This is a genomic window from Bartonella sp. CL266QHHD, assembly GCF_042195355.1.
In the GTDB taxonomy this organism is placed as follows: domain Bacteria; phylum Pseudomonadota; class Alphaproteobacteria; order Rhizobiales; family Rhizobiaceae; genus Bartonella.
In genome coordinates, this window is sequence record NZ_JBHIOD010000042.1 from 15496 (window position 1) to 36918 (window position 21423).

The following is a 21423-nucleotide window of genomic DNA, read 5'->3' on the forward strand; positions in this document are numbered from 1 at the left end:
ATTTCAATATGTTTAAGAAATAAAATGGTGCCCCCAGAGAGACTCGAACTCCCGACCCCCTGATTACAAATCAGGTGCTCTACCAACTGAGCTATAAGGGCGTAACCATGTAGGGATTAGCACAAACTCACAAAAAGGAAAACAGAAAATTATCAAATTTTGTGCATATTAAGTGAAAACTATATAATAAATAAAAATAACTAACTTATTTCCTCTTTTACCACTTTTTACAGCAAGGTTGGCACTATCCTTATGTTGATATCTTATAGAATCTTTTATAAGAATGCACTATTTTGCTATCAAATTACGAATCTGAAGACTTTGATTGATGAGAAAGGTATTTTTCAAGCCAGTGAATATTATAATTACCATCAGCAACATCTTGATTATTAATAAGATCGCGAAAAAGAGGTAGTGTAGTTTTTATCCCATCGACGACAAATTCATCTAAAGCACGCCGTAAACGCATCATACATTCTAAACGGGTACGTCCATGAACAATCAGCTTTCCAATCATGCTATCATAGTAAGGAGGGATACGATAACCTGAATAAGCGCCTGAATCAACACGAATCCCTAAACCTCCAGGTGTATGAAAATGTGTAATGGTTCCAGGTGATGGCGTAAAGTTAATAGGATCTTCTGCATTAATACGGCATTCAATGGCATGACCAGAAAAACAGACTTCATCTTGTGTCACTGAAAGCTTACAGCCTGATGCAATATGGATTTGTTCATGGACTAAATCTATACCTGTAATTGCTTCAGTTACAGGATGTTCGACTTGTAAACGTGTATTCATTTCAATAAAATAAAATTCGCCATTTTCATAAAGAAATTCAATAGTACCAGCTCCACGATATCCAAGTTTGGCACAGGCATTTGCAACAATACTTCCAATTTTTTTCCGTTCTGTTTCATTAAGTGCAGGTGATGTAGCTTCTTCCCATACTTTTTGATGCCGTCGTTGAAGTGAACAATCGCGTTCTCCTAAATGAATAGCATTTCCCGCACCATCACCTATGACTTGAATTTCAATATGACGGGGTTTTTCTAAATATTTTTCTATGTAAACAGCGTCATCACCAAAAGCAGCTTTCGCTTCTGAACGTGTTGTTTTGAGAGCTATAGAAAATTCTTGTTCAGAATGAACAACCTTCATACCACGTCCACCACCACCGGCAGAAGCTTTGATAATAACTGGATAACCAATTTCACGAGCCGTGCGTAAAGCATCTGATTCTTCAGTGACGGCCCCATCTGAACCGGGAACTACAGGAATACCAAGTTTTTGGGCGGTTTTCTTTGCTTCGATTTTATCGCCCATGATTCGGATATGAGTAGCTGTTGGACCGATGAATGTAATATCATGGGCTTCTAGAACATCCGCAAATTTTGCATTTTCAGAAAGAAAACCATAACCTGGATGAACAGCATCAGCTCCTGTAATTTCACAAGCAGCAATAATTTGCTGAATACTCAAATAAGAATCGCGAGCGGGAGGAGGTCCAATACAAACACTTTCGTCAGCAAGACGAACATGCATTGCATCTGCATCAGCGGTAGAGTGAACAGCCACGGTTTTTATGCCAAGTTCTTTACATGCACGTAAAACGCGAAGAGCAATTTCTCCCCGATTAGCAATGAGGATTTTTCGAATCATGGTTGCCCCTCGCTTTATTCAACAATAATAAGTGGTTCACCAAATTCAACAGGTTGACCATCTTTGACAAGAACAGTGGTTACTGTGCCTGAGCGTGGTGATGAAATTTGATTCATTGTTTTCATGGCTTCAATAATAAGTAATGTCTCCCCTTCAGAAACATTTTGTCCTACTTCTACAAAAGGTTGCGCGCCTGGTGAAGGTGCAAGATAAGCTGTTCCAACCATGGGAGAGGTTATTGTGTTTTTTGATTTATCTTCTTGGATAGATTGTATAGGAGCTTCAGCTGTTGGAACTGGAGAAGATGTTACAGAAAAAGTAGGAGTAGAAACAGGAGCATAGATTGCTTGCTCAGAAGAAATTAAGGTATTTTGGCGTGAGACACAAATACGAAGCTCCCCTTGTTCAACTTCAATGTTCGTTAAATTTGTATCATTCAAAATTTCAGCAAGATCACGAATAATTTTCGTATCAATTGCGGTTTTTGCCGAATCCATTTTTTTTGTTGTCATTTTATTTCTAACTCCTTGATCAATGAAGATCGTCATTATCTCATTTTATGACCGAATATCTCTAGATTAGGGATGACATCTTTTGAGGCTTTAAAGATTTTTATTTCCTTTAAATTATTATACTTTGCAATTTAAAACTCGTATCTGCTTTACGCAAAATTGCACTTATAAGCCTGTTGTCAAAAAAGAGAAAGCATAAAATTACCTCATTTACAGTATTCTTTCTAAAATGGATCAGGAATTCACTGTGTATTGTCTATCGCTTGTTTTAGAATATCTTGTTTGGCTGCGCCAATGAATATTTTATTACCAATGATGTAAGAAGGTGTTCCCGTAATATGAAGTGTAGAGGCAATTTGAATATTTTCTTTAAAAGCGTTTTGCAGAGTGGGATCTTTTATTGCATTACGTAGTTTTTTTTCATCTGCTCCTAATGAAACAGCTACTTTAATAGCTTTAGCTTCATTTGCACGACCCTGATACATTAAAAGCGTTTTGTGAAACTGAGGATATTTCTCTGGAAATTGTTTTCGAAATGCGTAGGCAACAGTATGGGCTGCCATAGAATCAGAGCTTAAAATTGGTAAATCCTTGATAATAACCTTTAAATCTGGGTATTCTTTTATCAAGTCTTCTATATTTGAATAGGAAATTTTACAATATCCACAGTTGTAATCAAAAAAATTGACAAGCACTCTTTTACCATTTGGGTTTCCCAAAACAGCGTCATGAGGAGAATGAAAAATTTCTTTTTCTAACAAATGAATGACAGAAGTTTGTTTTTGGTTTTCGTATTCATTCTGTTTTTCCAGCTTATCTTGAAGAATAAGCTGCATTTCAATCATAATTTCTGGATGAGTAAGAAGGTACTCTCTGACAATTTGTTGAATATGATGAGAATCAGTATGTGGTATCATTTTTTCTTTAAGCTTAGATAAAAAGCTAGAATCTTCCAAAAGTTGTGTTTTAAGCTTTTCTAAGCTTAAATTATTTGCTGTTTTTGAGTGTGATGTTGCGTTTGATAAAGAAGGTAAAAAGATTAAAATACTCGACATAACTGGGACTAAAATTTTTGAAAGAAGTGTTATTTTCGAGTTTTGAGAGTGATAATTCATCTGTATACCTTCACATTTTCTAGGGTGTCATTGAGTGAACTATATGAAAAGCGCTCTCTATGTGCAATAAGCATTTAGCTATAGTGTGTCTTTAAGAATGAGAAAAAACATCAATTTTTCTCTAAAAAGATTTCATATGATGAACCTTGGTTTGGCAAGGATTATGTTTTGTAAAAGATAAAAAAAATCTCTTTAATTTGTCAAATGTTGTTTTGATGTATAAGGATATCAAAAGCTTTTTGTGCGTGTTTATTTTAGGAAAAAGTACGTTGATAATACAATGAAGAACACTTGTATTATTTTTTTCCTGTTGCTTTATTGAGTACTGAGAAAAAAATTAAATAATGAAAAGTGAAATTATGAAAACCACAACACATTATGAGCTGTTTATCATTGGGGGAGGGATAAACGGGTGTGGATTGGCAAGAGATGCAGCAGGACGCGGTTTTAAAGTGGGATTGGCTGAAATGAACGATCTTGCATCTGGGACCTCAAGTGCGTCAACAAAGCTTATTCATGGTGGGCTTCGTTATCTTGAACACTATGAGTTCAAACTTGTTCGTGAAGCATTGAAAGAACGCGAGATCATTTTACGCATGGCTCCACATATTGTGCGTCCTTTGCGTTTTCTCCTTCCTTATCATAAAGAATTGCGCCCTGCTTGGATGTTGCGTTTTGGACTTTTTATTTATGATTATTTAGGGAATTGGAATCAGAAATTGTGGCGCAGTAAAACGATTAATTTTTCACAAAAATTTTGCTCTACACTGAAGAAAGAATATCAGAGAGGTTTTGAATATTCTGATGCAAGAGTAGATGATGCGCGTTTAGTTATTGGCAATGCGCGTGATGCAGAAAAGAGGGGAGCTGATATAAAAGTACGAACAGAAGTTCTCTCTTTAAAAAAAGAAGACAATAAATGGCGTATCTTTCTTCAAGACAAGTTAAGTAGCAAAGAATATAGTGTCACAGCTTCTTATGTCGCGAATATGACAGGACCTTGGATTGATCATGTTTTGGCAAGCATATTAGATTGTAAAGAACATCCACCAGTACGGCTTGTTAGAGGTTCTCATATTTTGGTTCCCAAGCTTTATACTCATGATCGTGCTTATATTTTTCAAAATGGTGATGGGCGTATTATATTTGCTATTCCGTATCAAGAAGAGTTTACCTTGCTTGGAACAACAGATTGTAATTATCAAGGAGATCCGGCTGACGTTCATATTACTGATACAGAAATTGATTATATTTGTGCAGCAGCCAGTGAATATTTCATACAACCAGTGTTGCCTGAAACGATTGTCTGGTCTTACTCTGGAGTTCGTCCACTCTATGATGATGGAGCTTCAAAAGCACAAGAAATTACGCGCGATTATGTTTTAAAAGAAATGGGAACAGGAACAACACCAAAGATTCTTAATCTTTATGGTGGAAAGATTACAACTTATCGTAAGTTGGCTGAAGATGCGATGAAATTTGTTGAAAAAGAGCTTGGTAAAAAGGGAGCATCATGGACGGCTAAGGCAGTACTTCCAGGGGGTGATTTTCCCTATAACAAATTAGATACAATCGAAAATAGGATTGCTCTTTTGATGCCAGATTTAGATGCTTTTACACATCGCAGGCTTGCACGCTCCTACGGTACGGAAGCATTGGTGATCTTTGCACATGGTAAGGCAAATAAAGGAAAAAATTTTGGACATGGGCTTTATGAAGTAGAAGTAAAATGGTTGATGGAAAAAGAATGGGCTAAAGTATGTGAAGATGTGTTATGGCGTCGTTCAAAACTGGGTCTCCTATTTAATGAACAAGAGGTTGATACTCTTTCTTCCTATATGCAAAGCCAACAAGAGATTGAACAACTTTTATGATCATTTCATTTTACAGATTTTATCTGCAATATTGTAAAATATTTTTCTTAAAGAGGTACTGATATCAGTCATAGATATTAAAAAGGCAATGGCTGTCTATACCCTGATTTTAGTTTTTTTTGCAAGAATCATAAAATGGCAAAATTAGATAGAATATTTAGGATGAAATTTGTCTATCTTATAAAGTGAAATTCAAGAATGTTACCAAGAATAACTCATTGAAAAAAAATGATTTATAATTAGATTCATGTGAAATAAGGATTTTTATTCTTTCTTTAGGAGAAGATAAAGATACTTTCTGTAGCATTTATTTGCACAATAAGTTAAAAAAAATCTAAAGAAAATTAAATCTATTATAAAAAATTGTATAATGTGTTAGTTTAGCATTTATTATCTTAAATGCTGTGCTAAATCATGTAAGGATGGAGGCTTGATGAGCGTAAGAAGAACTTGTAAATGAGTTTTTTATATTATGGTGAAAATCTTCTTTTTTCATGTTTATATACCTGAACACTAATCTATGAGAAATGCAAAATTGTGTTTTATCATGATTGATTGTCGTAAACCTTGATATCAATTGAAAATAATGAACTGTTATTATACTCATGATAGTATAAGAGAATAAAATTTTCCGTAAACTAAAAGTAAGTATTTTTCTATGTATAAAGAGAGAGCTATAGGGACATGAGAGTAATACCCTCATGATATTTTACAACCTTCCATCGCCTATAAAATTTGCAGTAGCACCAATGCTGGACTGGACAGACCGACATTGCAGGTTTTTTTATCGTCTTTTAACGAAAAAAGCTCTCCTTTATACGGAAATGATGGTAGCAGATGCTGTCATTCATGGTGTTCGCGAACAATTGTTGGCTTTTAGCGATAAAGAACGTCCAGTTGCATTACAACTAGGGGGGGCTGATCCGAAAAAGTTAGCAGAAGCTGCACGAATTGCTGAGGATTTTGGCTACAACGAAATAAATCTTAATGTCGGGTGCCCATCAAATCGTGTTCAAGCAGGTGTTTTTGGGGCTTGTTTGATGTTACATCCAGACATTGTGGCAAATGCCGTGGAAGCGATGAAACGAGAGGTTACTATACCTGTAACTGTCAAATGTCGGATTGGAGTGGACGAACAAGATGAAGAGTTAGCGTTAGATCTTTTGGCTAATCAGGTTTGGAATGCTGGATGTGATGCGCTCTGGATACATGCACGCAAGGCATGGCTGCAAGGATTGAGTCCGAAAGAAAACCGTAATATTCCGCCCCTTAATTATGAAAGAGTTTACAAATTAAAACGTAAATATCCTCATAAATTCATTGGGATAAATGGTGGAATTAAATCGATTGATGAGATCAAAGAACACTTAACTTTCTGTGATGCTGTCATGGTTGGTCGCCAAGTTTATCATAATCCAGCTTTGTTAAAACATATTGATTGTGAACTCTATGGTGAGACGCAAAATAATCTGAGTGAGAGTGATCTTATTGAGGTTATGTGTGATTATGCAGCTAGACATATTGCATCGGGGGGGCGGCTTTCTCATGTGACACGTCACATGATTGGTTTATTTCATGGGCGGGGTGGGGCACGTCGATGGAGGCAAATATTATCAAATGATGCGACAAAACCAAATGCAGATATATGTATTTTAAAAGAAGCTTTTTATGCTCTCATTTAATAATAGCCTAATAATTAACATATATTAAAGTTGAGATCCTTTGCGTTTTGATGTCTTTGCGATAATTTTGATCTCTTCAATTTTATAAGTTTTTGAAAGTTTATAACTTTTATTATGCATAAGAATTGTTGGAATGTATATATTAAACGGCATGCTGATTATGCCTATTAAATAAAAAATAGGTTAAGGGTATCACTGTAAAGGTAATCATAAGATATTAATAACATTTTGAATCTTGCACGTTTGTTATTAGGGTTGAAAATAGAATGTAGAAATTATTGCTTTCATAGTATTTAACATTTTTAAAGCACTGTTAAAAAAACAATAAATTATTCATATCCTGTATATATGACGGGATTTTCATAAACATTGTAGATTTTAAAAGGTATCCTTATGACCGCTAGTCCATTTGATGATTTTCGTGCTTTGCTTACAAATTTACCTGTTGCTGATGAGTTTTCTATAATTTTGGCAAAAAAACGGCAAAAAGACTTAACAAAAGAGCAAGGAACATTAGGAAAACTAGGAGATATTGCTGTTTGGTATGCGGGGTGGAGGGGTACAGAAAAACCTATCGTAACGAGACCTTTGGTCGCTATTTTTTCTGGAAATCATGGTATTGTAGAGGAGAATATTACACCATTTCCACAATCTATGACACAAAAAATGGTAGAAAATTTTGCCTCTGGTGGAGCTGCTATCAATCAAATTTGTATTGCTTATGATCTTGGATTAAAAATATTTGATTTAGCATTGGAATATCCAACAATGAATATTACGAAGGATGCCGCAATGGATGAGCGGAGTGCGGCTGCTACAATGGCATTTGGAATGGAATCCATTGCGGGTGGAACAGATCTTTTATGTATTGGAGAAATGGGAATTGGAAACACAGCAATAGCTTCAGCTTTATGCTTAGCATTGTTTGGAGGGGAAGTGGAAGAATGGACAGGAAATGCTATGGAATCAGAAGGTGATTTTTATCAGCGTAAAATTGCAGCGGTTAAGACAGCTATTTCTTTGCACAAGGATTATTTCAATGATCCTTTTGAGATAATGCGTCGCTTAGGAGGACGTGAAATTGCTGCTATGGTTGGTGCTATTTTAGCAGCAAGAATAGAAAAAATACCCGTTATTTTAGATGGTTTTGTGGCAACAGCAGCTGCAGCGGTCCTTTATAAAATGCATCCAAAAGCTCTTGATCATACCCTTGTTGGACATGTTTCTTCTGAGACAGCTCATCGTAAACTTTTAAAAAAAATTGGCAAAGAACCACTTCTAGATTTGGGGATGCGTCTTGGTGAAGGGACAGGAGCAGCTATGGCAGCTGGTATTGTCAAAGCTGCTGTTTTAACACATGCACAAATGGTCGTTTTTCAACAAGAAAGTTTGAATGCCTAAAAGATCATGAGACGGATATAAAAATCTTAAGAGTTTTGTTCATGCGTCTTGTCGTGTAATTTAATATAATTAAGTGGAAGTTCCGTTGTATATTTAATCTGTTCCATTGCGAAAGAAGATGAGACATCACGGATATCAATTTTAGAAATTAATTTTTTATAAAAAAGATCATAAGCTTCAATGTTGGGCACAACAACACGCAATAAATAGTCAATATCTCCACTCATTCGATAAAATTCAATGACTTCACGGAATTCTTGCACAATTTTTGAAAAACGCTTAAACCATTCATGACTATGTGTGTTTGTGCGAATAGACACAAAAACAGTGACGTGTGCGTTTACTTTTTCAGGAGAAAGAACAGCAACACGACGCTGAATGACGCCATCTTCTTCAAGTTTTTGAATTCTACGCCAGCAAGGAGTGGTCGAAAGTCCCACTTTTTTAGCAATATCAGCAACAGAAAGTGTCGCATTTTCTTGCAAAAGATGTAAAATTTTTCGGTCAAGACGGTCCATATTTATTCTCAATATTTTAATTTATAAAAATTTACGCACTAAACAACGCAGATATACAATAAGCTCATCATTAAACCATGGATTTTTCTGTAACCAAGAAGTATTTCGCCATGATGGATGAGGCAAAGGCATAACATTATAGCCTCGAGGTTGGGGAATGGAAAGAATATTTCTCCAATCACCAACAGTTGCAGAAACGGTTTTATATTTTAATTCTGTAATGTGCCACTTTTGCGCATAACTGCCAATAGCAAGAACAAGCTTTATTTGAGGCATCGCTTGAAATATCTTTTCATGCCATATTTCTCGACATTCACGTCTTGGTGGTAAATCAGCTTTATTTTTGTCATAGCCTGGAAAACAAAATCCCATAGGAACAATAGCAAAAAGAGATCTATTATAAAATTCTTCTTTCGTGACACCCAGCCAATTACGCAATTTTTCGCCAGAACGATCATTAAAAGGGATAGAAGTTTCATGGACACGCAACCCTGGTGCTTGGCCTGCAATTGCAATCGAAGCGGTATCGGATAAATAAACGACAGGGTTTGGTTCATGAGGAAGAGGAGGAAAATAATGGGGTTGTTGGACGCAAACACGACAGGAATAGATCTCTTTTTCAAGTTTGATAATTTGGCTACATTGTTTCATTGGTAAATAAAATTAAAAAATATTTTTCTTATTCTGTGCGAGGATTTGCTTTGCGCCATTCTTTTGGTCGTTGAAAACTTGATGCCCATATTCCTTTCTTTTTCTTTCTAGCTTCTTGCTCTTCTTTGGGGTATTCATAATAATTTACAGCCCAACCATTATGTACAAGTGTTGCGTTGATATTGCTAACTTGTTTTGTTTTACATGTTGCAAGAATACGGCGATATTTATCTGTTTTTTGCCAGTGACATGTAACAGTTTGATTTTTTAATAGTTTTTCTAAATATTTCTTTGCCTCAAGCCCACAAGGGTAGCGTGCTTCTTTTTTTCCACAAAATTGGTGGAGTTCAGGAGCATCAATTCCAGCTAGTCGAATCTTAATTGAAGAAATCATAATGGTATCGCCATCAATGATTAATGCATTTCCTTCAACAGTGTTTTGAGAAGAAAATTTTTCTTTTTGAGGCAACAGCTGAGTTTTCTTAAAATAAGTTGACATAATGATAAGAATGCTAGCAGCGACAAAAATACTGAAACCGATAACTTTTAGATTAAAGCTTCTTAGATTAAAATGAGAAAAAGATTTTTTCATGAAATAAAGAAACTGCTAACATTATTATAACTCTATTTTAGTATTGTTTATAATTGACCCGAGAAACTTTATTCATATGACGAAACAGTGTTTCGTTTTAATGACAAAATTTTCATTAGATATCACAATAATCAAATACTCATACAGAATATATGTAAGCAACTTAAATAATAAATCAACTTATCCAAATCCGTACAAAACATACAAAGTTTAAAGTAAACTTTTTAAACTTAAGGAAATAAAAAAACACCCCTCAAAAAATAACTTTGAAGAGCAATACTCCAACATTTCTTTTGGAGTATAAAATCTATCAATTTAATAATAATTTTATTTATTTAATTTTTGTTTCTTTAAATTCAACGTGCTTTTTTACAACTGGATCATATTTACGCTTGCTCATTTTATCTGTCATTGTACGGCTGTTTTTCTTTGTTACATAGAAAAAACCAGTATCTGCAGTTGATAAAAGCTTGATCTTAATGGTTGCTGCTTTAGCCATAATGTAAATACCCTATTTATACTGAAAAAATATTATTTCTGTCAAAACTTATTTCCGACATCATCAGATTTTCCGGCAACACTACGGATGTTCTCAAAAAAGTCAAGAGCTGATTAATTTTCTCATAAGTTGGACAAACACCAAAATGACATATAAACCGAAAAAAACAGCCATGGCTATTGAAAAACCAAAGGGTTTAAAGATATCCATGGATTTTCCGATAAAGGTCGGTCCGATGAGCATACCAATTCCATAACAAAAAATAAAAGCAGAATTAGCAGCAGCAAGCTCTTGCCCCTTGAGACGGGCTCCTAAATGTGCAAGACTAATTGTATAAAGGCTCGCTGATACACCACCCAGAAAAAACAAATCAAGCATCAGAATCCATGGATATTGAAGAATCCATGGTACTATAAAAGTTCCTATAAAACCTAAAATAGCGCAACTCATCAGCGGGTAGCGTCGATCTTTGGCGTAGTCGCTTATAATGCTGATAGGAATTAAGAGGAAAATATTCCCAAGTGCAAGGGTTGCCATAAAATGTGCTGCTTCATTCTCATTATAACCAATGGATAAACTAAAGGGTATTATAAGAGTTAATACGCCCATTTGAATGGCCCCGTAAACAAGGACCGCCATCATTGCACTTGGAACGTGAAAAAGATAACGAAAAAATGGCATATATTGATTTTTTTGAAATTCTGGACTTAATTTCCAAGCGGTAAGAATTGGTATAGTAGCAAGTATAATAAGGCTATATCCAACAGCAAAAGGAATAAATCCTTGTGTTCCCACTTTTGCTAGCAGCGTTAGACCTATTATAAACCCTAATCCTAAGACAATAGCATAAATAGAAAGGATCAAACCGCGTTTTTTGGGGGGAGCATAACTGTTGATCCAAAACTCTGATAGGATAAACATAACTGTCATGCTGAAATGTAATATAAACTTTAAAATAAACCAAATCCATATGGGATCAAAAAAATAGAATCCTAAAAAACTTAAAGATCCTATCGCCATCATAAGCAATATTGTTTGAGCGATTCCTAAGCATAAGGCAATTCGAGACGTAAAAATAGCTGCAATAATTGTGGCGATTCCACCAACTGTTCCACTATAGCCGATTGTACTGTTGGAAAGTCCTTTCTCTGCCATAAGAAGAGAGACAAGTTGTGTTCCCATTGCCAATGCTGTTCCAACAGTGCCAATGGTTGCAATAGCGGCAATAATTGCACGCAAAGAATTATTTTGAGAGTCAAAAGGTTTTTTTTCATGAGAATGGCTTAAGGTACTCTTGTTTATTTAAACAATGAAAAGATGAGCTGAAATGAAAGGGAGCCAAAAATATCCTTTGCAGTTTCTCTCATTTTCTAAGTATAAAAAACTGCAAGATTTTTATATGGTTATTATAGACTTAACAATAAAATTTATCCTCTTGTATACTAAAGAAAGAAGATTGTACATATAAATATTATATAATATAAGTCATTTCTTAAATTGAATTTATTATTCATATTATATTCAATGGAGGGCAAGAAGCTTAATTTTTTCTTTTCCCATAAAAAGTATACTTTTGTTTTTTTAATTTGTTTTTATGGTAGGATGTCGGTGAAAATTTTATTGGACGAGGTTTTGTTAACAGTTCAAAGCATAAAGCGCCAGCAAAAGGTTGTACCGTTATAAGTTTTACTTCTACAACATCACTGAGCTGATAGCCTTTATGGCTACGCTGTCCTACAAGAGCATGTTGTGCTTCATCAAAATGATAATAATCATTTTTAAGTGTAGAAATATGGACAAAACCATCTGTATTGAGTTTATCAAGTGAGATAAAAAGACCTGCTTTTGTAACTCCGGAAATGCGGCCTGTAAAAATACGACCGATTTTATTCGTTAAATAGTGAGCAACAAGCCGATCAATCGTTTCTCTTTCAGCCATCATTGCACGGCGTTCGTATAAAGAAACTTGCGTAGCAATTTCTGCAAGATTTTGTTCTTGTGTATCTGTTAATTGATCATTTCCTAATTTGAGAGCTTTAATGAGTGCTCGATGAATAATGAGATCAGCATAACGACGGATTGGTGATGTAAAATGTGTATAGTTTTGCAAATTCAAACCAAAATGGCCACTATTTTTAGGGTTGTACTCTGCTTGTGATTGTGAACGCAAAATAACTTGATTGACTAGTTCTTGTTGTTGAGTATGAGCGACCTTTTCTAAAATTCTATTAAGGCGCGCTGAGGTAAGTTCGCTTCCGCGGGAGAGTGGTATCCCCAAACTTTGAAGAAAGCTCCGAAGTATTTCTTGCTTAGCAAGAGAAGGTTTTTCATGAATACGATAAATGAGCGGCTGGTGATGTTGTTTTAATGTTTCAGAAGCTGCAATATTAGCTTGTATCATAAACTCTTCAATTAAACGATGCGCTTCTAATTGTGTTTCACTCACAACATCTTTTATGCATCCATTTTGATCAAGAATAATCTTTTTTTCTGCAATTTCTAATTCTAGTGGTTGGCGACGATTTCTCGCAGCTTTAAGGCATGCATAGGCTTCCCATAAGGGGTGCAAAATGCTCTCAAAAAGAGGGGTTATTTTTTCATTTATATTACCTTCAATTGCCAATTGTACTTCTTGATAAGAAAGTTTGGCTCTTACACGAATCATAGTACGATGAAAACTATGTTTTCGTTTATTACCGTTTGCATCAAAAATCATACGAACGGCTAAAGCTGGTCTTTCTTTTCCTTCACGAAGAGAACATAAATCATGAGAAAGGCGTTCAGGTAACATTGGCACAACGGTATCGGGAAAATAAACAGAATTTCCACGTTTCAATGCTTCTTTATCTAAAGCGCTTCCTGTTTTGATATAGTAAGAAACATCTGCAATGGCCACAATAATAATCCAACCATCATTATTTGCTGGGTCTTTATCCTTGGTTGCATAAACTGCATCATCATGGTCTTTTGCATCTGGTGGATCAATTGTAATAAAGGGTAATTGTCGCCAATCTTCACGATTATCCATATTGGCAGCTTTGATATGTTTGGCTTGCTCAAGAACACTTTCAGGAAAAATATAAGGAATTCCTTTCGAAAGAAGCGCTATCATTGAGAGTGTTTTCTCACTCTTAATGTGCCCTAAAACATTCTTTATTTTTGCGCTCTTTAATCCGTAACCAGTATTTTTTTTTATTTCGACTTCAACGAGATCACCAATTTGAATCTTCATTTCTGGAGACATTTCAACAATGAGTTCATTGGTTTTGCGGTCTATAGGATCAAGGCGCCATTGATTATTTTCCAATTTTCGTACAATAGCAAATGCGCTTTTGGGAGATACATCAATTTTACGAATAATTCGTCCCGTATAAGGATAGCTTGAGCTTTCAGAATTTTTATTTCGAAAAACTTTTACAAGAATATGATCTCCAACACCAATATTACTTCCTGTTATGTGATGAAAAGAGTGTATTTCAATATTGGGCTTTGGAGAATCTTCCCATTCAAGAGGTTGTGCAATAAAACTTCCATCTTTATCACGTCCGCTAATTTTTACTAAAGAAACAGGGGGTAATTTTCCTTTGTTTATTGCTCTTTTGTGGTGTTTAGATATGAGATTTTGATCCTTTAACTCACGTAACATATCTCTAAGCCAGATACGAGAATCGCCTTTTAAGTTAAAAGCTTTAGCGATTTCTCGTTTACTTGAGTGGTTAGGATTCTCAATTATAAAGGAAAGGATTGCTTCCTTATTGGGAAAAGTTTTCCCCTTGAATGAAGAGAGATATTTTATGTTTTTTTCACCTTTAGCCAAAATTTATGTCTCTTTTATTTTTGCTTTTGTTTTAGAAGAAGCTCTTTTTGAAGTTGTTTTTTTACTCGATGCTTTAACCGATATAAGTTCTAGTGCCTCTGGAAGTGTTACACTAATGGGATCTTTATCTTTTGGCAATGTTGCATTAATTTTACCCCAATTGACATAAGGACCATAACGCCCGTTGCGCACGGTAATGGTTCCTCCTTCTGGATGCTCTCCTAATGTTGCCAATGCTTCAGGTGTTGTTCTGCTTTGCTTGGTTTTGTTTTCTTGTTGTTCTGCCAATACTGTAACAGCGCGATTGATACCAATATCAAAAACTTCATCTGCATGAAGAAGGCGCGCAGATTTTCCGTTATGGCTAAGATAGGGACCATATCGTCCAATCGTAGCCGTGATTATTTTTCCAGTTTCAGGATGAATGCCAATTTCACGGGGAAGGGATAGTAAAGCCAAGGCTTTATCAAGGGTTACATTTTCTGCCTGCCACTCTTTTGGTAGTCCTGCACGCTTAACTTCTTTGCTTTCACCAAGTTGAATATAGGGTCCAAACCGGCCATTGCGAAGAGAGATATCTTTTCCTGTTTCAGGGTCAATACCAAGTATAACAGGTTCATCATTGCGTACAGCTTCATTATCTTCTCCAGTATCTGTACCAAGTTGGCGTGTGTATTTACATTCGGGATAATTGGAACAGCCAACAAAAGCACCATAACGACCGAGTTTTAATGATAATTGACCATTTTTACAAAGAGGACAGGAACGCACATCACTTCCATCTTCGCGTTCAGGAAAGGCGAGAGGTGCTAATGTTACATTTAAAACATCAAGGACATTGGTTATACGGAGTTCTTGGATATTGCTAATAGATGCATTAAATCCATCCCAAAAATCCCTTAAGACGTCTTTCCAAGAAAGTTTGCCGTCAGATATAAGATCCAGCTTTTCTTCAAGATCTGCTGTGAAACCATATTCTACATAGCGATTAAAGAAATTTTCAAGAAAGGCCGTAACAATACGTCCCTTAGCATCGGGAATAAGCTTTCGTTTATCAATGACAATATATCCACGGTCACACAATGTCGCCAATGTGGAGGCATAAGTCGAAGGACGACCAATTCCTAACTCCTCAAGCTTTTTAATTAATGAAGCTTCAGAATAACGAGAAGGGGGCTCTGTGGTATGTTGTACGGATTCAACTTTTTCTTTTGTAAGTGCTTCACCAGTGTTTATTTGTGGTAAACGTGTTGTTTCATTTTCTTCATTATTTTCTTCGTCTCGTTGATCCGTGTAGACGGAAATAAAGCCATCAAAGCGAATAACAGATCCTGTTGCTCGTAGATTTGCACGGTTTTCTCCTTGCTGTGCTTCAATTTCAACGGTTGTACGTTCAATGTCAGCAGAACGCATTTGGCTGGCAATAGCACGCTTCCATATCAGCTCATAGAGCTTTGCTTGATCGCTATCGAGAAAATTACGGACTTGACTAGGATTGCGTTGAAAATCTGTTGGACGGATCGCTTCGTGTGCTTCCTGTGCATTTTTTGCCTTTGTTGAATAAAAACGTGGTTTTTCAGGAATATAGTCTTTACCGAAAGTTTCATGAATAACTTTTCGTGCTGAATCAATAGCTTCTGGTGCTATTTGCACACCATCGGTACGCATATAAGTAATCAGCCCTGCCGTTTCACCATTAATTTCAATGCCTTCATAAAGCTTTTGGGCAATTTGCATAGTGCGAGAAGCTGAAAATCCTAATTTTGAAGAAGCTGCTTGTTGTAGTGTGGAGGTTGTAAATGGAGGAAAAGGATTTCTCTTTGTAGGTTTTGCTTCAACACTGAGTGTATGATATTGGGCTTGCTCCAACATAAGGCGAATTTGGTCTGCTTGTTCTTGAGATTGAATATCAAGCTTGCCTATTTTTCTTTGATTAAACATTGTCAATCTTGCTTGGAAACTATCATTTCGGATGGTTTTTAACTGTGTTGTAATGGACCAATAATCTTCTTTGATAAAATGTTCTATTTCTGATTCACGATCACAAATAATACGCAAAGCAACCGATTGAACGCGTCCTGCTGAACGGGCACCAGGAAGTTTCCGCCATAAAACAGGTGAAAGTGTAAAACCAACGAGATAATCAAGAGCGCGACGTGCAAGATAAGCATCTACAAGTGATGTATCAATATCACGTGGATTGTTCATAGCATCAAGCACAGACTTTTTGGTGATGGCATTGAAGACAACTCTTTTAATAGGTTTATCTTTTAAAACTTTTTTTTGACGGAGAACATCCAGAATATGCCATGAAATAGCTTCCCCTTCACGATCAGGGTCTGTTGCTAATATAAGGCTATCGGCTTCTTTAACGGCTTTTGCTATTTCATTTAAACGTTTAGCGGCAGCAGAATCTATATCCCATTTCATAGAAAAATCTTGATCCGGTAAAACAGAACCATCTTTTGCAGGCAAATCACGAACATGTCCAAATGATGCGACAACTTTGTATTGAGATCCAAGATATTTATTAATTGTTTTTGCTTTTGCTGGAGATTCAACGATAACGATATTCATAATTTTACCCAAATATTGAAATAAAAATTTTTTTATAAACGCCTTTTACGCGAATAGCTAATGCCAATTGCTTAAGAGCACATAAAAAAATATTAGCCATATAAAAAACATGAATATTGTACAACTTATGATTGTCATTATTAGAATACACCCTATATAGAATTACACGATTTATTTTCCACTGTTATTACAAAAACATACGGCGAAATACTAAGACGTCTATTGAGAGGTAGGAGGGGAAATGCTCAAGGATAGAGGATTATGTTTATAAATCATTTAAAAGTTATCCAATATATTACAGACATGTCAAAGCAAATGAATCAGATGGCGCGTCAGGCGCATAGTCCGCTTTTAGCATTGCTTTTGGATATGGTTGCCAAAGAAGGGCAAAGCATTATTAATAGTGCTGAGGCTCTTGGGGAAGATCAAGATTCGACAATGACACACAACCACCAGAGTGTCGAATAAGCTTTCCAGCAAGGTCGAGTTCTACCAACAAGAGGTAGAGAGCTGGGAGTGAAACACCTGAGTGGATACTAAGTGTGTCTAAATCGATTGGCGTTGTTGAAAGAGCGGAGAGAACTGCTGCGCGTGCTGCATTGTCATCTGCTGAAGAGAGACCGCTGTTTTTTTCATCTGCTAAATTAAAATTCTCCTTTTCAAGTTGTAAAGAGGATGGTTCCTCAAAAAAATTGAGTTGCGAATTTGGAAGCGGTGAAATTAATGGCGTAAGTGTTTCTATAATGTCAGAAGGATGTGTGGTGAGTAGAGCACCGTCTTTGATAAGATTGTTTGTACCAACAGATCTTGGATCAAGTGGAGAACCGGGAATGGCAAAAATTAACCGTCCCATTTCAGCTGCTTGACGTGCGGTAATTAAGGACCCTGAGCGCAGGGCTGCCTCTACAACCAAGAGACCAAGTGATAGAGCTGCAATAATACGGTTTCTTCTTGGAAAATCGATAGCACGCGGCTTCCAAGAAATGGGCATTTCGCTGATGATGGCTCCACCGTTGGCGATAATATCTTCGTGCAACTTTTTATTTTCAGGAGGATAGATATGATCAATTCCTCCAGCCATGACTGCAACAGTTCCTGTTTTTAAACTTGCTTGATGCGCAACGCTATCAATTCCACGAGCGAGACCAGAAATTGTTACAAAGTCTGCTTCTCCGAGAAAACGCGCAAATTGAGCCGTAAGCTTTTTCCCAGCAGCTGAAGCATTTCGAGAACCTATAATTCCAATAGAAGTTTTTTGAAAAATTGAAATATTACCTTTGATAGCAATAAGCGGCGGAGGGGCTTCTGTAACCTTAAGAAAAGCTGGATAGTCTGGTTCGCCCATACCGATGAACCGAATATCTAATCTTTCAGCTTCTTGCATTTCTTTTTCTGCATCTTCTAAGCTTGCTATTTTTATAGATACAGAACCACCACCTTTTCTACTAAGCTCTGGCAGCGCTGCCAGAGCATTTTCTGCTGTTTTATAATGATCAATGAGATTGCGAAAACTAACAGCTCCAATATTTTCACTGCGCAACAACCGTAACCAGCTTAGACGTTGACGATCAGTAAGCAGGATTCCTTTATTTATCTCCGTGTTGCGTACCAATCTTACTTTCTTCCCCAATTAATAATCTACTGATATTTGCAGAATGTTTTATAAACACAAATACGCTCATCACAATCAGCATACAATAGAAATAAGAAGCGGAAAAATAAAAAACAAATATCGGTGTGATCGTAACAGCAATAAGCGCAGATAATGAAGAATAACGCATGAGAAGAAAAATCGCACTCCATACAATAATAAAAATAATTGCTGCGGGCCAATAGATTCCTAAACAGACCCCTAGATAGGTAGCAACACCTTTGCCACCTTTAAATTTAAGCCATACGGGGAAAAGATGTCCTAAGAAAGTAAAAAAACCCGCTAGAGAAACAAGTATACTATTGTCTAGCGGATTACTAAAAAACTTTATAATCAAAACAACGATAGTTCCTTTTAACATATCACAAAGAAGTGTTAGAGCAGCAAGCTTTTTATTTCCTGTTCGTAAAACATTTGTTGCTCCAATATTGCCGGAACCGATTGTTCTTATATCACCAATTTTGAACAATCTCGTAAAAAGAAGACCAAATGGAATCGAGCCAATGAGATAAGATATGAGGAAAATAAACCATGGAGTGGACTGAAAAAATATTTCTGCTTCATTCATTAAGAATCTCATTAAGTTTGTTGATCAAGTTTAAAAACGGATTTCCCTTTCACAAAGGTCTGGAGCACACGTCCTTGAAAACGTGCATTATCAAAAGGGGTATTTTTTGAACGTGAATAGAGCTTCTCTTTCGAAACAACCCATGGTTCTTCAAGATCAACCACAATAAAGTCTGCATGAGCACCTTTTTTGAGTGTTCCTGCATTGAGTCCAAAGAGCTTTGCAGGCGCCGTTGACAAAAGTTCCGTTATCCGTAGAAGAGATAGGCTCTCATCATGATAAAGGCGTAAGGCTGCGCTCAATAAGGTCTCCATACCAATAGCGCCAACTGCCGCGTCATTAAATGGTAAATGTTTTTTGTCGATACTCTGAGGATCATGAGAAGAGACAATAACATCTACAGTCCCATCCTTTATTGCTTCAATCATTGCTATACGGTCTTCTTCTGTACGCAATGGGGGCATTAAGCGAAAAGAGGTGCGATATTCACCAATGTCATTTTCATTGAAAGATAAATGATTAATAGATACACCCGCTGAAATTTTCTCACTGCGTTTTTTACCTAAACGAAGTGCATCAGCAGAGAGTGCTGTCGATATTTGAGCGGCATGATAGCGTGTTTGCGTTAATACTGCTAATCGCAGATCTCTTTCAAGTGGAATAACTTCTGCTTCGCGAGGGATGCCAGAAAGACCAAGCCAACTGGCAAGCAGTCCTTCATTCATCACACCTTGCCCTGTAAGATCTTTATCTTGCGTTTCATGCATCAATGGAACATCAAAATCGCGTGCATAAGTCATTGCACGCCGCATAACAGATGAATTTTGAAGTGTTTTTTTGCCTTCACTAAAAGCAACGGCTCCTGCATCTTTGAGCAAACCAAATTCGGTTATTTCTTGTCCGTTGAAACCTTGTGTGATTGAAGCAACGGGATAAATATTGACCAATGAGATTTCCTGTGCTGTATGCGTAATAAATTTAATCAGAGCAATATTATCAATAACTGGATGCGTGTTTGGCATCATAAGAAAGGAAGTAATACCACCTGCTGCGGCCGCTTGACTTGCTGATGCAATTGTTTCACAATGCTCATTCCCTAATTCTCCAACAAAAACGCGCGCATCAACGAGTCCAGGGAGAATTGCTTTGTTTTGTGCGTTAATAACTTCTGCTTCTTCAGGGAATCCCTGATTCAGAGCTTCTTTTCCAGCGGCTATAATTCGTCCATTTTCAACAATAACTGTACCAATTTCATCGATTGTGCGCGAAGGATCAATAATACGAGCATTTTGAAAAACAATTGGTTTTATCATTTTTTTTCTCCACTGATCTTTGCGCGTGAATCTAATAAAGCCTCCATGACAGCCATACGCACTGCAATTCCCATTTCTACTTGTGTATGAATCATACTTTGTGGTCCATCTGCTATGTCGGATGCAATCTCTACACCACGGTTTAATGGGCCAGGATGCAGAATAATAGAATCATTTTTGGCATAGGCTAAATTTTCTTTATGTAAGCCAAAATAATGGAAATATTCACGCGTAGAGGGAATAAAAGAGCCTGTCATCCGTTCATGCTGTAAGCGCAACATCATGATAACGTCAGCATTTTTAAGACCTTCTTTCATCGTGTTAAAAACCTCAACACTCATATGAGCGATTTCTGCGGGTAAGAGTGTTGAGGGAGCAACAGCACGAACACGAGCACCCAAAGCATTAAGACACAAGATATTGGAACGGGCAACACGTGAGTGTAAGATATCTCCGCAAATCGCAACAGTTAATCCTTCAATACGACCTTTTGCCCTTTTAATGGTTAGAGCATCTAATAAAGCTTGGGTTGGATGTTCATGAGCACCATCACCTGCATTAATAACACAACAATCAACTTTTTGCGCTAATAAAGCTGCCGCTCCTGCACTGTTATGGCGAAAAACCAGTATATCTGGCTTCATTGCATTGAGAGTTGTAGCTGTATCAAGTAATGTTTCTCCCTTTTTTACAGATGAGTTGCCGATCGCAAGACTCATCACATGTGCACCTAGCCTTTTACCCGCTAATTCAAAAGAAGATTGTGTTCGCGTAGAGGCTTCAAAAAAGAGATTAATTTGAGTCCGTCCATGCAAAGTAGATTTTATTTTATCAATTTTGTTAGAAAGGATAACATTTGCTTCTGCACGATCAAGCAATGTATTAAGATCTTGTACACTCAGATCTTTAATAGCTAAAAGATGTTGATGAGGGAAAAGTGGAAAAAAATTATCTTGAATCATAGCATTCTTCTTTATCTCTCTCTAAACA

At 36.5% G+C, this 21423-nt stretch carries 18 protein-coding genes and 1 tRNA gene; 4 read left to right on the forward strand and 15 right to left on the reverse strand.

What is annotated here, in order from left to right:
- Positions 1-25: 25 nt before the first annotated feature.
- The 4 genes from ACFIK7_RS05355 to ACFIK7_RS05370 all read right to left on the reverse strand — a co-directional run bounded on the left by ACFIK7_RS05355 (position 26) and on the right by ACFIK7_RS05370 (position 3290).
- Positions 26-101 (reverse strand) — tRNA-Thr (locus ACFIK7_RS05355).
- Positions 102-304: 203 nt separating this feature from the next.
- Positions 305-1663, reverse strand: a complete 1359-nt coding sequence (gene accC, locus ACFIK7_RS05360) for an acetyl-CoA carboxylase biotin carboxylase subunit (protein WP_273791007.1) — start codon at positions 1661-1663, stop codon at positions 305-307.
- A gap of 14 nt (positions 1664-1677) precedes the next feature.
- Positions 1678-2175, reverse strand: coding sequence for an acetyl-CoA carboxylase biotin carboxyl carrier protein (accB, locus tag ACFIK7_RS05365; RefSeq protein WP_375643407.1), 498 nt, complete (start codon positions 2173-2175; stop codon positions 1678-1680).
- Positions 2176-2417: 242 nt separating this feature from the next.
- Positions 2418-3290 carry a DsbA family protein gene (locus tag ACFIK7_RS05370; RefSeq protein ID WP_273791009.1) on the reverse strand — a complete coding sequence of 291 codons (873 nt, stop codon included), beginning with the start codon at positions 3288-3290 and terminating at the stop codon, positions 2418-2420.
- A gap of 344 nt (positions 3291-3634) precedes the next feature.
- On the opposite strand from ACFIK7_RS05370, the gene glpD reads away from it, so the two are divergent.
- The 3 genes from glpD to cobT all read left to right on the forward strand — a co-directional run bounded on the left by glpD (position 3635) and on the right by cobT (position 8247).
- Positions 3635-5164 carry a glycerol-3-phosphate dehydrogenase gene (gene glpD / locus ACFIK7_RS05375; protein ID WP_273791010.1) on the forward strand — a complete coding sequence of 510 codons (1530 nt, stop codon included), beginning with the start codon at positions 3635-3637 and terminating at the stop codon, positions 5162-5164.
- Positions 5165-5865: 701 nt separating this feature from the next.
- Positions 5866-6846 (forward strand): tRNA dihydrouridine(20/20a) synthase DusA, encoded by a 981-nt coding sequence (dusA, locus tag ACFIK7_RS05380; protein ID WP_375663051.1) that lies wholly within the window; start codon positions 5866-5868, stop codon positions 6844-6846.
- A 393-nt stretch (positions 6847-7239) separates the two neighbouring features.
- The gene (cobT, locus tag ACFIK7_RS05385; protein WP_375637612.1) at positions 7240-8247 is read left to right on the forward strand and encodes a nicotinate-nucleotide--dimethylbenzimidazole phosphoribosyltransferase; all 1008 of its coding nucleotides are present in this window, start codon (positions 7240-7242) and stop codon (positions 8245-8247) included.
- A 26-nt stretch (positions 8248-8273) separates the two neighbouring features.
- Here cobT and ACFIK7_RS05390 read toward each other — a convergent pair whose 3' ends face one another.
- The 7 genes from ACFIK7_RS05390 to topA all read right to left on the reverse strand — a co-directional run bounded on the left by ACFIK7_RS05390 (position 8274) and on the right by topA (position 16901).
- Complete coding sequence (locus ACFIK7_RS05390; RefSeq protein WP_015856433.1) at positions 8274-8765, reverse strand: Lrp/AsnC family transcriptional regulator; 492 nt, start codon at positions 8763-8765, stop codon at positions 8274-8276.
- 21 nt (positions 8766-8786) lie between these two features.
- Complete coding sequence (locus tag ACFIK7_RS05395) at positions 8787-9416, reverse strand: uracil-DNA glycosylase family protein (protein ID WP_375637613.1); 630 nt, start codon at positions 9414-9416, stop codon at positions 8787-8789.
- 28 nt (positions 9417-9444) lie between these two features.
- Positions 9445-10008 carry a thermonuclease family protein gene (locus ACFIK7_RS05400; RefSeq protein ID WP_375611942.1) on the reverse strand — a complete coding sequence of 188 codons (564 nt, stop codon included), beginning with the start codon at positions 10006-10008 and terminating at the stop codon, positions 9445-9447.
- Positions 10009-10339: 331 nt separating this feature from the next.
- Entirely contained in the window at positions 10340-10507 is a 168-nt protein-coding gene (gene rpmG, locus ACFIK7_RS05405) for a 50S ribosomal protein L33 (RefSeq protein WP_004864083.1), read from the reverse strand.
- Positions 10508-10609: 102 nt separating this feature from the next.
- Positions 10610-11746 carry an MFS transporter gene (locus ACFIK7_RS05410; RefSeq protein ID WP_375663052.1) on the reverse strand — a complete coding sequence of 379 codons (1137 nt, stop codon included), beginning with the start codon at positions 11744-11746 and terminating at the stop codon, positions 10610-10612.
- Positions 11747-12047: 301 nt separating this feature from the next.
- Complete coding sequence (gene rnr / locus ACFIK7_RS05415) at positions 12048-14324, reverse strand: ribonuclease R (RefSeq protein ID WP_375663053.1); 2277 nt, start codon at positions 14322-14324, stop codon at positions 12048-12050.
- Positions 14325-14327: 3 nt separating this feature from the next.
- Positions 14328-16901: a type I DNA topoisomerase gene (topA, locus tag ACFIK7_RS05420; protein WP_375631116.1), complete on the reverse strand. Its 2574-nt coding sequence runs from the start codon at positions 16899-16901 to the stop codon at positions 14328-14330.
- A gap of 261 nt (positions 16902-17162) precedes the next feature.
- On the opposite strand from topA, the gene ACFIK7_RS05425 reads away from it, so the two are divergent.
- Positions 17163-17369 (forward strand): hypothetical protein, encoded by a 207-nt coding sequence (locus tag ACFIK7_RS05425; RefSeq protein WP_005773510.1) that lies wholly within the window; start codon positions 17163-17165, stop codon positions 17367-17369.
- On the opposite strand, the gene dprA is transcribed toward ACFIK7_RS05425, so the two are convergent.
- Genes dprA through ACFIK7_RS05445 form a run of 4 tightly spaced genes read right to left on the reverse strand, consistent with a single transcriptional unit; the run spans position 17299 to position 21395 of the window.
- Positions 17299-18531, reverse strand: coding sequence for a DNA-processing protein DprA (gene dprA, locus ACFIK7_RS05430; RefSeq protein ID WP_375637615.1), 1233 nt, complete (start codon positions 18529-18531; stop codon positions 17299-17301). The genes ACFIK7_RS05425 and dprA overlap by 71 nt on opposite strands.
- Positions 18488-19120, reverse strand: coding sequence for a glycerol-3-phosphate 1-O-acyltransferase PlsY (gene plsY, locus ACFIK7_RS05435; RefSeq protein ID WP_273791019.1), 633 nt, complete (start codon positions 19118-19120; stop codon positions 18488-18490). Before plsY ends, dprA begins: the two co-directional genes overlap by 44 nt.
- Before the next feature lie 11 nt (positions 19121-19131).
- Positions 19132-20433, reverse strand: a complete 1302-nt coding sequence (locus ACFIK7_RS05440) for a dihydroorotase (protein ID WP_375660767.1) — start codon at positions 20431-20433, stop codon at positions 19132-19134.
- Complete coding sequence (locus tag ACFIK7_RS05445) at positions 20430-21395, reverse strand: aspartate carbamoyltransferase catalytic subunit (RefSeq protein ID WP_375631119.1); 966 nt, start codon at positions 21393-21395, stop codon at positions 20430-20432. The genes ACFIK7_RS05440 and ACFIK7_RS05445 overlap by 4 nt, the downstream gene beginning before the upstream one ends.
- Positions 21396-21423 lie beyond the last annotated feature (28 nt).

Excerpts from the sequence above, each read along its gene's own strand:
- ACFIK7_RS05440 (WP_375660767.1), bottom strand. The coding sequence starts at position 20,433 with ATGATAAAACCAATTGTTTTTCAAAATGCTCGTATTATTGATCCTTCG.
- accC (WP_273791007.1), bottom strand. The coding sequence starts at position 1,663 with ATGATTCGAAAAATCCTCATTGCTAATCGGGGAGAAATTGCTCTTCGC.
- plsY (WP_273791019.1), bottom strand. The coding sequence starts at position 19,120 with ATGAATGAAGCAGAAATATTTTTTCAGTCCACTCCATGGTTTATTTTC.
- accB (WP_375643407.1), bottom strand. The coding sequence starts at position 2,175 with ATGACAACAAAAAAAATGGATTCGGCAAAAACCGCAATTGATACGAAA.
- ACFIK7_RS05445 (WP_375631119.1), bottom strand. The coding sequence starts at position 21,395 with ATGATTCAAGATAATTTTTTTCCACTTTTCCCTCATCAACATCTTTTA.
- ACFIK7_RS05425 (WP_005773510.1), top strand. The coding sequence starts at position 17,163 with ATGTTTATAAATCATTTAAAAGTTATCCAATATATTACAGACATGTCA.
- ACFIK7_RS05370 (WP_273791009.1), bottom strand. The coding sequence starts at position 3,290 with ATGAATTATCACTCTCAAAACTCGAAAATAACACTTCTTTCAAAAATT.
- dusA (WP_375663051.1), top strand. The coding sequence starts at position 5,866 with ATGATATTTTACAACCTTCCATCGCCTATAAAATTTGCAGTAGCACCA.
- cobT (WP_375637612.1), top strand. The coding sequence starts at position 7,240 with ATGACCGCTAGTCCATTTGATGATTTTCGTGCTTTGCTTACAAATTTA.
- ACFIK7_RS05390 (WP_015856433.1), bottom strand. The coding sequence starts at position 8,765 with ATGGACCGTCTTGACCGAAAAATTTTACATCTTTTGCAAGAAAATGCG.
- rpmG (WP_004864083.1), bottom strand. The coding sequence starts at position 10,507 with ATGGCTAAAGCAGCAACCATTAAGATCAAGCTTTTATCAACTGCAGAT.
- glpD (WP_273791010.1), top strand. The coding sequence starts at position 3,635 with ATGAAAAGTGAAATTATGAAAACCACAACACATTATGAGCTGTTTATC.
- ACFIK7_RS05400 (WP_375611942.1), bottom strand. The coding sequence starts at position 10,008 with ATGAAAAAATCTTTTTCTCATTTTAATCTAAGAAGCTTTAATCTAAAA.
- topA (WP_375631116.1), bottom strand. The coding sequence starts at position 16,901 with ATGAATATCGTTATCGTTGAATCTCCAGCAAAAGCAAAAACAATTAAT.
- ACFIK7_RS05395 (WP_375637613.1), bottom strand. The coding sequence starts at position 9,416 with ATGAAACAATGTAGCCAAATTATCAAACTTGAAAAAGAGATCTATTCC.